Annotated in this window: 8 protein-coding genes, 1 tRNA gene and 1 pseudogene; 6 read left to right on the forward strand and 4 right to left on the reverse strand. The window is 71.9% G+C overall.

Annotated features, from left to right (window positions below):
- Nucleotides 1-69: 69 nt before the first annotated feature.
- On the reverse strand, nucleotides 70-1,638 hold the full coding sequence (locus ACOJUF_RS18760) for a gamma-glutamyltransferase family protein (RefSeq protein ID WP_420123340.1): 1,569 nt from the start codon (nucleotides 1,636-1,638) through the stop codon (nucleotides 70-72).
- A gap of 170 nt (nucleotides 1,639-1,808) precedes the next feature.
- On the opposite strand from ACOJUF_RS18760, the gene ACOJUF_RS18765 reads away from it, so the two are divergent.
- Nucleotides 1,809-2,900, forward strand: a complete 1,092-nt coding sequence (locus tag ACOJUF_RS18765; protein WP_420123341.1) for an IS630 family transposase — start codon at nucleotides 1,809-1,811, stop codon at nucleotides 2,898-2,900.
- A 63-nt stretch (nucleotides 2,901-2,963) separates the two neighbouring features.
- Here ACOJUF_RS18765 and ACOJUF_RS18770 read toward each other — a convergent pair whose 3' ends face one another.
- A complete protein-coding gene (locus ACOJUF_RS18770) occupies nucleotides 2,964-3,566 on the reverse strand; it encodes a histidine phosphatase family protein (protein WP_420123342.1) in 603 nt (200 codons plus the stop codon).
- 235 nt (nucleotides 3,567-3,801) lie between these two features.
- Here ACOJUF_RS18770 and ACOJUF_RS18775 point away from each other — a divergent pair.
- Nucleotides 3,802-3,874 (forward strand) — tRNA-Thr (locus ACOJUF_RS18775).
- A gap of 27 nt (nucleotides 3,875-3,901) precedes the next feature.
- Here the strand turns inward: ACOJUF_RS18775 and ACOJUF_RS18780 are convergent.
- Nucleotides 3,902-4,258 (reverse strand): VOC family protein, encoded by a 357-nt coding sequence (locus ACOJUF_RS18780; RefSeq protein ID WP_420123343.1) that lies wholly within the window; start codon nucleotides 4,256-4,258, stop codon nucleotides 3,902-3,904.
- Nucleotides 4,259-4,459: 201 nt separating this feature from the next.
- Between ACOJUF_RS18780 and ACOJUF_RS18785 the strand changes: the two genes are divergently transcribed.
- Nucleotides 4,460-5,623: a hypothetical protein gene (locus tag ACOJUF_RS18785; RefSeq protein ID WP_420123344.1), complete on the forward strand. Its 1,164-nt coding sequence runs from the start codon at nucleotides 4,460-4,462 to the stop codon at nucleotides 5,621-5,623.
- 81 nt (nucleotides 5,624-5,704) lie between these two features.
- Here the strand turns inward: ACOJUF_RS18785 and ACOJUF_RS18790 are convergent.
- Nucleotides 5,705-6,766, reverse strand: a pseudogene (locus tag ACOJUF_RS18790) (alpha/beta fold hydrolase).
- Between the two features lie 156 nt (nucleotides 6,767-6,922).
- On the opposite strand from ACOJUF_RS18790, the gene ACOJUF_RS18795 reads away from it, so the two are divergent.
- From ACOJUF_RS18795 to ACOJUF_RS18805, 3 genes are all read left to right on the forward strand, one after another.
- Nucleotides 6,923-8,794, forward strand: a complete 1,872-nt coding sequence (locus ACOJUF_RS18795; RefSeq protein WP_420123345.1) for a sigma-54-dependent Fis family transcriptional regulator — start codon at nucleotides 6,923-6,925, stop codon at nucleotides 8,792-8,794.
- Nucleotides 8,795-8,882: 88 nt separating this feature from the next.
- Complete coding sequence (locus ACOJUF_RS18800) at nucleotides 8,883-10,535, forward strand: flavin-containing monooxygenase (protein WP_420123346.1); 1,653 nt, start codon at nucleotides 8,883-8,885, stop codon at nucleotides 10,533-10,535.
- Nucleotides 10,536-10,587: 52 nt separating this feature from the next.
- The gene (locus ACOJUF_RS18805) at nucleotides 10,588-11,652 is read left to right on the forward strand and encodes an NAD(P)-dependent alcohol dehydrogenase (protein WP_420123347.1); all 1,065 of its coding nucleotides are present in this window, start codon (nucleotides 10,588-10,590) and stop codon (nucleotides 11,650-11,652) included.
- The last annotated feature ends 24 nt before the right edge of the window (nucleotides 11,653-11,676 follow it).

Below are 11,676 nucleotides of genomic sequence, written 5' to 3' on the forward strand. Positions count from 1 at the left end.
GCGGCAACCGTCCTCATTCCCAGGGATGAGGACGGTTGCCGCACACGCGTCCGGGGGTGCCGCCGGGGCTCATCGCCCCGCCGCCAGCCCGACGACGGCGCGCGGATCGGCCGCCCCGGTCAGCCGGCCGCCCGGCGACCGCACGATGGCGTGCGCGTGCCCGACGAGGTCGGCGTCCGCCCGGACCGTGTGTCCACGGCGCCGCAGCCCCGCCGCCCAGCCGTCCGGAGCGCCGCGCTCGAGCGACACCAGGTCCTCGTCCGGGTCGCCGGACCAGGTGTCGAAGCCGCCGGTGCCCAGGGACCAGCGGGGCGCGCCGACGGCCCGGCCGGGGCTCTGCCCGGCCGCCAGCAGGCGGGCGAGCAGCTGCAGCACGATCTGCGGCTGGCTGTCCCCGCCCATCGTGCCCAGGACCGCCCGCAGGGCCCCGTCCGGGCCGGTGACCAGGGCGGGGGCGAGCGTGTGCGGCGGGCGCCGGCCCGGCCCGTACTCGGCCGGGTGGCCCGGCTCGAGCGAGAAACCCAGCCCCCGGTTCTGCAGGAAGACACCGGTGCCCGGCACGACCAGGTGCGCCCCCCAGCCGGCCGCGTTGGAGTTGATCAGCGAGACGCCCAGGCCGTCCGCGTCGACCGAACACAGGTAGGTGGTGCCGCCCGCCGCGGCCGGTGCCTGCGGCGCGGTCCGCCGGTCGACCTCGATCGCCGATCGGTAGCCCGCGAGCCGCGCGGGATCGGCCAGGGCCTCGCCGTCCGCGTGCTCGTGCAGGACGGCCGGCCGGTCGTGCCCCGCCCACCGGGCCGCCTCGACGAGCAGGTGCGGCCAGGCCGGATCGTCCGGGTCGTCGGGCAGCGGCAGGCCGTCGGCGATCCACGCGGCGGCCGGGACCAGGTACCCCTGGGACGGCGGCGGCGCCGTCCAGATCGTGTGGTCCCAGGCCGGACGGCCGATCGGCCGGGCCCACCGGGCGTGCGGGCGGACGAGATCGTCCGGGCTGAACAGGCCGTCGCCCAGCGCCACCAGCCCCTCGCCGAAGGCCCCGGCGTAGAAGCCGTCGCGGCCGCCGTCCACGATCGCCGCCAGGGTCCGGCCGACGAGCGGCCGGGTGACCCGGTCGCCGGGGCGCAGCCCGCCCGGTCGGTGGTAGTCGTCGGCGCCGGCCAGGCCCGCGATGCGCGAGGTGGCCGCGGCCATCGGCGCCGACGCCGCGAACCCGTCGGTGGCGAAGCGTTGGGCCGGTGCGAGCAGGTCGGCCAGCGGCAGCCGGCCGTACCGCTCGTGCAGGGCCAGCCACCCGTCGACGCAGCCGGGCACCGTGACGGTCCGGATGTCGCCGCGGCGCGGCAGCCGGTCATGGCCCTGGGCCCGGAGCTGCTGCGGATCGGTTCCCGAACCGGCGGCGCCGACGGCGACGAGGGCGTCCGGGGTGCCGCCGCCGTTGGCGGGGTGCACCAGCGCGAACAGGTCGCCGCCGAGCCCGCACAGGTGCTGGGCGGTGACGGCCAGCACCGCGTTGGTGGCGATCGCCGCGTCCGCCGCGCTGCCGCCGGCGGCCAGCGCGTCGACCCCGGCCGCCGTCGCGCGCGCGTCGACCGAACTGACCATGCCCCGGTCGCCGCTGACCGTCCCGTCCGTCTGCATCCCCCGACCGTAATCAACCGTCCTGCTCTAGAGTTGGCCGATCCTGCTAGGCCACCATCGAGCACGGGAGGGGTGGCCTGGGTGAATGCGGCGACGGAGGAGCCGGATTCTTCAGGACACCCCTAGTGTCCTGCGCCTGAAATACGCAACATAATAGTAGTATTGGGTCCATGGCGCGGGCTGGACGACCAAAGGCGTTGCTAGAGATCACATCTGATGAGCGGGAGCAGTTGGTCCGGTGGACGCGTCGGGCGACGTCGGCTCAGGCGTTGGCGTTGCGGTCCCGGATCGTGCTGGCCTGCGCCGAGGGCCTGACGAACAAAGAGGTCGCGGCTCGGGAACGGGTGGCCCAGCAGACCGTCGGCAAGTGGCGGCAGCGGTTCGTCGACCTGCGGTTGGACGGGCTGTCGGACGATCCACGGCCGGGTCGTCCCGCGTCGATCACCGCGGACCAGGTGGAGCGGGTCGTGGTGGACACGTTGGAATCCGCACCGCAGAACGCGACGCATTGGTCACGGCGGAAGATGGCCGCGAAGGCCGGCGTCTCGGCATCCACGGTCGGTCGGATCTGGAAGGCGTTCGAACTCAAGCCGCACCGGGTGGACGGGTTCAAGTTGTCGTCCGACCCGCTGTTCGTGGACAAGGTCTACGACATCGTCGGCCTGTACCTTCAGCCGCCCGAGTCCGCGGTCGTGCTGTGCGTGGACGAGAAATCCCAGGTCCAGGCCCTGGCCAGGTCACAACCGGCGTTCCCGATGATGCCCGGGATGCCCGAGAAGCGCACCCACGACTACGTCCGGCACGGCACCACCAGCCTGTTCGCCGCGTTCGACACCAGCGACGGCACGGTGATCTCCAGCCTGCACCGGCGACACCGGGCCGTCGAGTTCCGCAAGTTCCTGATCAAGATCGACCACCAGGTGCCCGACCACCTGGACGTGCACCTGGTCTGCGACAACTACGGCACCCACAAGTCGCCGGCGATCAAGACCTGGCTGGCCCACCACCCCCGGTTCCACATCCACTTCACCCCGACCTACAGCTCGTGGATCAACCAAGTCGAACGATGGTTCGCCTACCTGACCCAGGACCTGCGCCAACGCGGCGACCACCGCTCTGTGCAAGCGCTGGAACACGAGATCCGCGGTTGGGTCACCGCCTGGAACGAAGATCCCCAACCATTCATCTGGACCAAGACCGCCGAAGACATCCTCAAATCACTCGGACGACTTCTACAACGAATTAACGGCGCAGGACACTAGCCCCTCCCGCTCCGCGCGGAGGTGGACGGGTCGGCCCGTCGGGTCGGTGGGTCGGGCGGGCGGTCAGGTCGGCGTGTTGTACTGCATGAGGGCGAAATGCCCTCGATCGGCGCGGATCTCGGTGATCGCGCAGTTCCGGACGGCCGGCAGCAGGTCGCGGTAGCGGCCGAGCCGGAGCCCCAGCAGGGTGCACAGCGCCAGCCGGATCGCGGTCGAGTGGGCGACGACGAGCACCCGCCCGGCCGGGAACTCGGCGTCGATGTCGACCAGGGCGGCGACGAACCGCTGCGCGGCGGCGTGCGGGTCCTCGCCGCGGGGCAGGGGATGGGTCGCCGGGTCGGACGAGAAGGCGGCCAGCGCGTCCGGAAAGGCCTCGGCCATCTCGGCCGGGGTCAGACCTTCGGCCTTGCCGAAGTCCAACTCGCGCAGCCGTGGGTCGACCCGCAGCGGCCGGCCGACCGCGTCGGCGGCGGGCTGGGCGGTGGACCGGGCCCGGCTCAGGTCCGATGCGTACACCGCGTCGAGGCCGGCGCCGGCCGCCCAGTCCCCGAGGCGCCGGGCCTGGGCGATGCCCGCCTCGGTCAGACCGACGTCGGTGCTGCCGCAGTACCGGTTCTCCGCGTGCCAGACGGTCTCGCCGTGCCGGGCCAGGAACAGAGCGGTCATCGGGATCCTTCGGGGTGCGGGGCGAGTCCTCGCGGTCGGTCGCGGTCGGTCGCAGTCGGTCGCGGTCGGTCGCGGTCTGTCGTGCTGGCCGGCCTCGCCGGCCGGCCGTACTGGCGCGGCGGGGCCGCCCGTCACGATCCCGCACCGCCGGCTCGCGCGCGAGATGACCGGCGTCCCTCCCGGCCGCTACGCTTGCCGCGCGTCTCCGCTTTGGGCTCCCCGGCGGCCGGCGCAGGCCGCCGTGGCGCCATTGGTAGCGCACCCGACTTGTAATCGGGCGGTTAGGGGTTCAAGTCCCCTCGGCGGCTCACCTTCAGAGCGAGCGGACCCCGCCGTCAGCTGATGCAGCAGCAGAACGGGTGGCCGGCGGGATCGAGGAAGACCCGGAAGGTCGTGCCCGGCTGGTGGTCGGCCCGGGTCCCTCCGAGGTCCAGCACGGCCGCCTCGGCCGCGTCCAGGTCGTCGACCATCAGGTCCAGGTGCGACTGCTGGGGCACGTCCTGGGTCGGCCAGGCCGGCGGCCGGTAGTTCTCGACCCGCTGGAAGCACACGCACTGCCCGTAGTCCGCGCGAATCTCCGCCCAGTCCGGGTCGACGCTGATCTGCCAGTCGAGCAGGCCGCCGTAGAAGCGGGCCAGGCGACCAGGGTCCGGGCAGTCCAGGATGACGCTGGGGAAGCGGGCGACGGCCATCGCCCGAGGGTAGCCGCTGCCCACGCGCCCGGATGGGGCCTTGTCCATGGACCCAGGTCGCCAGCCGGCGTCGACCGGTCGGCCCACCGCGGGTCGTCCACCACCCCGGCCGCTCGGGGGACGGACACGAGGTGGCCTGTCCCGGAGCATTTCTCCTGTCGGTGCCCGCCACGTCCAGCGGGCCGAGGGAGGAGATCAGCCATGAAGCTCGTCGGGAAGATCCTGTGCACCACCGTTGTCGGCGCGGCCCTGTTCGGCGTGTCCGGGTTCACCGCGCTGGCCTCGGCCGACACCGTCCCCGCGGTCGCGGGTCGGGCCGTCGAGGCCCCTGGCGTCACCGACGGCGGGCCGGCGGACGGCACCGTCGTCACGCCCGTCGACCCCCGGCTGGCCCAGCGGGCCGCGGCCGGCGAGCTGACCACGGACCAGATGCGGATCGAGGCGACCCGCGGCTTCACCGTCACCAACCTGAGCGGGAACACGTTGCGGCTGACGGGATACAGCGGCCAGGCCGGATCGGACGAGCTGCCGACGCTCGGGTCGACGGTCCCGTCGGGCGGCACGATCCGGTTCGAGATCACCTGGCTGTGGGCCCAGACCCACGACGTCACCGCGACGTTCGACGTCGTCGATCCCGCGGGCCGGGACGCCGGCATGTACCAGCTCACGATGCGGGTGCACTCCCTGCCGTTCTGGACCGAACAGTCGTCCTGGGCGATGCACGGCTCGGCCGGCGCGGTGTGGGGTGAGGGCCAGGACCAGTACTACGGCGACCGGCAGGGGACGGTCATCGACCTGCCGGCGGGTCAGGGGCAGGCCCAGGCCGACGTGTTGAACCGGATCTGCACCGCCGGAAGGGCCACCTGCTCGTTCGCCCCGACCGGCCGGGACACCACGGCCTGGACCGGCCGCCAGCAGATCGGGCAGGCCTGGGGCAACGAGCGAAAGACGCCGTACACCAAGGAGTTCAGCGCGACCAAGAGTGTGGAGCTGACCCAGAACGTGGAGGTGGGGGCCTCGGCGAAGCTGACGATCGGGAAGATCTTCGAGGCGGCGGCCAACGCCAAGTACTCCACCGGCACGACGACGACCGAGACCTATTCGGACAAGACCACCCTGACCGTGGACCCCGGCACCATGACCTGGCCGGTCGGCGATTTCCCGGTCATCCGGGACACCGGCGACTTCACGGTGACCCTGGGGAACACGACGTGGATCCTGCGCGACGTGACCTTCACCCATCCCGACCCCTCGCGGCACGCGACGATCGTGTGGCGGGAGGCCCCGATCGGCAGCGAGCCGGTCGGCGCCGTGCAGCAGGTCGCGGACGCCGGTGACCGGATCGACACCGCGGCCGCCTCCTGAGCGGGGACGGCCGCCGCCGGACGGCCGGGACCCGGGCGATGCCCCGGCCCCGGCCGTCGGTCCGGTGATCCGGCGCCGGGGTCAGACGTCGGTGCCGAGCAGGTCGCCCAGGTGCTCGTCGATCTGCGGCATGTACGTGGGGGCCACCCCGAACAGCCCGAGATGGCCCAGGACGTCGTTGACCACCCGCAGCTCGCTGCCCTTGATCAGGTCCTGCTCGGCCCGGCAGTCCCGGACCGGGAAGAACATGTCCTCGTTGATCGGCATCACGAACGTCTTGGCGGTGATCCGGCCCAGCGCGGCGGCCAGATCGCCGCCGGTGTGCCGGGCGACGTCGCCGTGCTGCCACTTCCAGGCCATGGTCAGCAGGTCGTTGGGGTCCATCACGGTGAAGTAGGGCCGCAGGAACCCGTCCAGGAACGCCTCCTTGGTCTCGAACTCCAGCGCCCGCCAGACCTCCAGCTTCCAGAACTCGGTGGAGAAGCCCATCACGCCCCAGATGTCGGCGTGGCGGGTGAGCCCGGCGAGGACGTCGTCGTTGCTCGCGTACTCCCCGCCGGCGAAGCCCGGATCGCTGGTGATCGCGTCCACCAGCACCTTGGCGAACAGCTCGTCGTGCGGCGTGTTCTGCGCCGTGCCGGCGATCGGCGCCGCCCGGAGCACCTTGTCCGGGAAACGGACGGCCCACTCGTAGGTCTGCTGCGCGCCCATCGAGCCGCCCACCACCAGTTGCAGCCGTTCGATGCCGAAGTGCTCGCGCAACAGCCGTTCCTGGGCGACGACGTCGTCCCCGATCCGCACCTTCGGGAAGTTGGACATCGCGATGCCCTCGTTCGCGCCGTCGGCGTTGTGCGGGGACACCGACAGGCCGGACCCGATCTGGTCGATGCAGACGATGAAGTACTACTCGGGGTCGAGGGCGTGGCCGGGGCCGACGTAGACGTCCCGCCAGATCTGGTGGGTGCCCGAGTACCAGGTCGTGATCAGGACGGCGTTGTCCTTGGCCTCGGTCAGCTCGCCCCAGGTGGTGAACGCCAGCCGGCAGTCCGGGATGGAGCCGCCCTCCTCCAGGTCGAGCCGGCCGACGGAGACGATCTCGTACTCCCCATGGAACTCGGGGGTGTAGTAGGCGTTCTGGATCATGGCTCCTCCTTGGGCGCTGACCGAGCCGTGTGCCCTGGCACACGTGTGTCCAGCACTGTGCCGATGTGTCCGAGCCGGCGGACTGTCCCAAAACGAGACATCGGGCGGATTTGCCGGGCGGCGGATGATGGGACGCGAGCACGAGGAGGTGCGGCCATGGACCACGCCGTGGATCGGCGATTGCTGATCGCGACCGCGCGGGCCGATTTCCTGGAGGGCGCCGGGTCGGAGCTGCGGGGCGTGCCGGACCACATCGCCGCGTCCTGGCGCCGCAGCGCGTCCCGCGGGGTGCGCCCGGGCGAGGTCCGCTCCACCTACTACGACGACCTGGACCTGGGCTCGCGCCTCATGCACAGCGCCCGGCCGGTGCTCGAGCGGCTGGCCGGTCAGCTCGACGGCATCCCGATGTGCGTCGCGCTGACCGACAACCAGGCCCGGTTGCTCGCCCGGCGGGACACCAGCAGCTGGGTCGGGCGGCTGCTCGACCGGGTCAGTTTCGCCCAGGGCTTCGACTTCGCCGAAGGGCAGGTCGGCACCAACGGGGTGGGCACCGTCCTGGAGTTCGGCGAGTCGATGTACGTCGTCGGGGCCGAGCACTTCGTGGAGAACCTGCATGCGTTCGCCTGCGCCGGGGCCCCCATCCGGGACCCGTTCACCGGCCGGATCGAGGGCGTGCTGGACATCAGCTGCCTGGCCGATCACGCCACGCCGATCATGCACTCGCTGGTCCGCTCGTCGGCGGCCGAGATCGAGCGCAACCTGCTGATGGACCGGAACCAGGCCCAGCAGGCGCTGTTCGACGCCTACACCCGGGTCGACGCGCGCAGCCGTGACGCCGTGCTGGCCGTCGGCCCGCGGGTGGTGATGGCCAACCCGGTCATGCACGGCCTGGTCGACCACGGCGACCTGACCGCGCTGTGCGACCACGTGCGCTTCGTCGTCGGGCACCGCCCCACCGTCGACGATCGGCTGGAGCTGCCGTCGGGCCGCGCCGTGCGATTGCGCGGGTCGACCATCGCGGTCGGGGCCGAGATCGCCGGCATGGTCGCGGTGGTCTCGCTGCTCCACGAAGCCGGTGAGCCGCCCGCCCCGACCGCCCCGGCGGTCAGGCCGGCCGGGGGTGACCCGGCGGGCCCGGCCTCCCCGGCCCCGATCGGCGCGGCCGCGGGGCCGGGAATCGGATCCCACGGGACGGCCGGGACCCCGGGGACGGCCGGGGCCGGCGGATGCGCCGGAGCGGTCAGCACCAGCCCGGCCTGGCGGGCCGCCGCGACCACCGTCGAGCGGGGGCTGCGGGACGGCCGGCGGACCCTCGTCCTGGGCGAGCCGGGGTCGGGGCGCACCAGCCTGCTGATGGACCTGTTCGCGGGGATCCGTCCCGGCGGCCGGGTGGTCGTGCTGACCCCGGACGCGGTGCGGCAGGACCCGGCCGCGGCGGCCGCCCGGTTGCGGCTCCCCGGGCCGGATCTGCCGGTGCTCCGGGACGTGGACCGGCTGCCGCCCGCCGCCGTCCGGAGCCTGATCGATGCCCTCGCCGGCGCGCCGCCGGTCCCGGCACCGCTGGCGGCCACGGCCACGCCGGACTGGGCGACCGCCGACGAACCGCTGCTCGCCCTGTTCGACGCGTCCGCGACCGTGCCGCCGCTGCGGGCGCGCACCGGCGACCTGGGCGACCTGACCACCCGCCTGCTGGCCCGGATCGCCCCGCACCGCGACGTCCGGCTCAGCCCCGAGGTCATGCGGGTGCTGGCCCGACACGACTGGCCGGGCAACGTGTCGGAACTGGCCGACGCGCTGGCGGCGGCGCTGCACCGCCGGCCGGTCGGCCGCATCGAGGTCGGTGACCTGCCCGCGTCCTGCCAGAGCACGCCGCGGGCGGAGTTGCGCACCGTCGACCGGGTCGAACGGGACGCGATCGTCGGGGCTCTGCGCGACAGCGGCGGCAACCGGGTGGCCGCGGCGGCCGCGCTGGGCCTGGCCCGGTCGACCCTCTACCGCAAGATCCGGCAGTACGGCATCACCACATGAGGTGTCCGGTTGTGGGACACCACTGTGCCGTGGGACACACCCAGCATTGGTCTCGCTCATCAGGAGCCCGACACGAAGGGGTGCGAGGATGACCGAGACGGCAACGAGCGGAACGACGTCCGAGGCGACCGGCGGCGCGACCGTCGAACTGGACGCGGTGGTGCTGGGGGCCGGCGTGGCCGGCCTGTACCAGCTCCACCAGCTGCGCGAGGAAGGTTTGCGGGTCAAGGCTTTCGAGGCCGGCGACGATGTCGGCGGTACCTGGTACTGGAACCGGTACCCGGGTGCCCGGTTCGACAGCGAGGCCTACATCTACCAGTACCTGTTCTCCGAGGAGCTCTACAAGGACTGGAGCTGGAGCGAGAAGTTCCCCGGCCAGCCGGAGATCGAGCGCTGGCTGCACTATGTCGCCGACCGGCTCGACCTGCGCCGCGACATCCGTTTCTCCACGCGGATCGTCAGTGCCCACTTCGACGAGGATCGCGACCGGTGGACCGTCCGGACCGATCGGGGCGACGTGATCGACACGCAGTTCTTCGTCACCTGCGGTGGCATGCTGTCGGCCCCGATCACCCACCAGTTCCAGGGCCAGGACACCTTCGCCGGGCAGCTGGTCTACACCTCTTCGTACCCGGCCGACGGGCTCGACGTGGCCGGGAAGCGCGTCGGCGTGGTCGGTATCGGCGCCACCGGGATCCAGGTCATCCAGACGATCGCGCCGCAGGTCGGTCACCTGACCGTCTTCGCGCGCACCCCCCAGTACACCCTGCCGATGAAGAACCCGTCCTACGGGCCGGAGGAGCAGCGCTGGTACAAGGGACGTTTCGACGAGCTGAAGGCGACCGTCCCGCACACCTTCACCGGTTTCGAGTACGACTTCGAGCACGTCTGGGACGAGTGCACGCCGGAGCAGCGGACGGAGATCCTGGAGGAGATCTACCAGGACGGGTCGCTCAAGCTCTGGCTGGCCGGGTTCGGCGAGATGTTCTTCTCGGCCGAGGTCAGCGAGACGATCTCCGAGTTCGTGCGGACCAAGATGCGGGCGCGCCTGAAGGATCAGCGGCTGATCGACATCCTGGTGCCCGGACCCGACGACTACGGGTTCGGCACGCACCGGGTCCCGCTGGAGCGGGGCTACCTGGAGGTGTACCACCAGGACAACGTCGACCTCGTCGGCGTCCGGCAGAACCCGATCGTCCGGTTCCGGCCGGAGGGGATCGAGCTGGCCGATGGCACGGTCGTCGAGCTCGACGTCGTCATCCTGGCCACCGGTTTCGACGCCGGCACGGGCGCGCTGACCCGGATCGACATCCGGGGCCGGGACGGGCGTTCGCTGGCCGACGACTGGGGGCGGGAGATCCGCACCACCATGGGGCTGGCCAAGCACGGCTACCCCAACCTGCTCACCACCGCGGTCCCGCTGGCCCCGTCGGCGGCGCTGTGCAACATGACGACCTGCCTGCAGCAGCAGACCGAATGGATCACCCAGGCGATCCGGGACCTGCGGGCCGACGGCCTGTCCGTCATCGAGCCGACCGAGCAGGGCGAGGCGGCCTGGGTCGACCACCACGACGAGATCGCCAACGCCACGCTCGTGCCGCGAACCCATTCCTGGTACATGGGTTCCAACGTGCCGGGCAAGCCGCGCCGCCTACTGTCCTACATCGGCGGGGTGGGGGCCTACCGCAGCCGGTGCCTGGAGGAGGCCGAGGCCGGTTACCCGGCGTTCCACCGCAAATGAGGCGTACCGACCAGGTGCGGGATCTGTCGTCCAGACGAGAAGGGAGCAGCCGATGGCCGCAACGATGCGGGCACTGGTGATCAAGGAGATCGGCGCGGTCGAGGTGGTCGAGAAGCCCATCCCGGAGCCGGGCCCCGAGGAGGCGGTGGTCCGCACCACCGCCGCGCTGATCTGCACGTCCGACGTGCACACCGTCAAGGGTGCGCTGCCGGTGCCGTTCGGCCGCACGCTCGGGCACGAATCCGTCGGCGTGATCCACAGTCTCGGATCCGCCGTGACCGGATTCCAGGAGGGGCAACGGGTCGCGGTCAACGCGGTCACCCCCTGCTACCGCTGCAGCTACTGCCAGCGCGGGTTCACCAGCCAGTGCGGCGGGCCGCTCGGCGGGTACAAGTACACGGTCCAGACCGACGGCAACATGGCCGAGTACTTCGTGGTGCCGGCGGCGGCGGCCAACCTCGCCCCGATCCCGGACAACCTTCCCGACGAGTCGGCCGTCTACGCCTGCGACATGCTCTCCACCGGGTTCATGGGGGCCGAGCACGCCTACCTGCAGTTCGGTGACACGGTGGCGATCTTCGCGCAGGGCCCGGTGGGCCTGTCCGCGACCATCGGGGCCAACCTGATGGGGGCCGGCCGGATCTTCGCCGTCGAGTCGCGACCCGAACGGCAGGAGCTGGCCCGGCGCTTCGGCGCGGACGAGATCATCGACTTCAGCAACGGCGATCCGGTCCAGCAGATCCTGGACCTGACCGACGGGGCCGGGGTCGACGCCGCGATCGAGGCGTTCGGCTTCCCGCAGACGTTCGAGGCCTGCGTGCGGGTGACCAAGGCCGGCGGCCGGGTGTCCAACATCGGCTATCACGGCGAGAACCCCAACCCGCTGCAGCTGCCGCTGGACGCGTTCGGCCTGGGCATGAACGATAAGGCGATCCACACCGGCCTGTGCCCGGGCGGCAGCGAGCGGATGGAACGGATCTTCCGGCTGCTGCAGTCCGGCCGGGTCGACCCGACGCCGATGACCACCCACACCTTCGGTTTCGACGACGTGGAGAAGGCGTTCGCGCTCATGACGTCCAAGGAGGACAACATCATCAAGCCGCTCATCACCTTCTGAGCCGCGAGCAGCCCGCCCCACCCG

The organism is Nakamurella sp. (assembly GCF_048594475.1).
In the GTDB taxonomy this organism is placed as follows: domain Bacteria; phylum Actinomycetota; class Actinomycetes; order Mycobacteriales; family Nakamurellaceae; genus Nakamurella.

Coding starts and splice junctions, on each gene's coding strand:
- ACOJUF_RS18785 (WP_420123344.1), top strand. CDS start 4,460: ATGAAGCTCGTCGGGAAGATCCTGTGCACCACCGTTGTCGGCGCGGCC.
- ACOJUF_RS18780 (WP_420123343.1), bottom strand. CDS start 4,258: ATGGCCGTCGCCCGCTTCCCCAGCGTCATCCTGGACTGCCCGGACCCT.
- ACOJUF_RS18770 (WP_420123342.1), bottom strand. CDS start 3,566: ATGACCGCTCTGTTCCTGGCCCGGCACGGCGAGACCGTCTGGCACGCG.
- ACOJUF_RS18765 (WP_420123341.1), top strand. CDS start 1,809: ATGGCGCGGGCTGGACGACCAAAGGCGTTGCTAGAGATCACATCTGAT.
- ACOJUF_RS18795 (WP_420123345.1), top strand. CDS start 6,923: ATGGACCACGCCGTGGATCGGCGATTGCTGATCGCGACCGCGCGGGCC.
- ACOJUF_RS18800 (WP_420123346.1), top strand. CDS start 8,883: ATGACCGAGACGGCAACGAGCGGAACGACGTCCGAGGCGACCGGCGGC.
- ACOJUF_RS18760 (WP_420123340.1), bottom strand. CDS start 1,638: ATGCAGACGGACGGGACGGTCAGCGGCGACCGGGGCATGGTCAGTTCG.
- ACOJUF_RS18805 (WP_420123347.1), top strand. CDS start 10,588: ATGGCCGCAACGATGCGGGCACTGGTGATCAAGGAGATCGGCGCGGTC.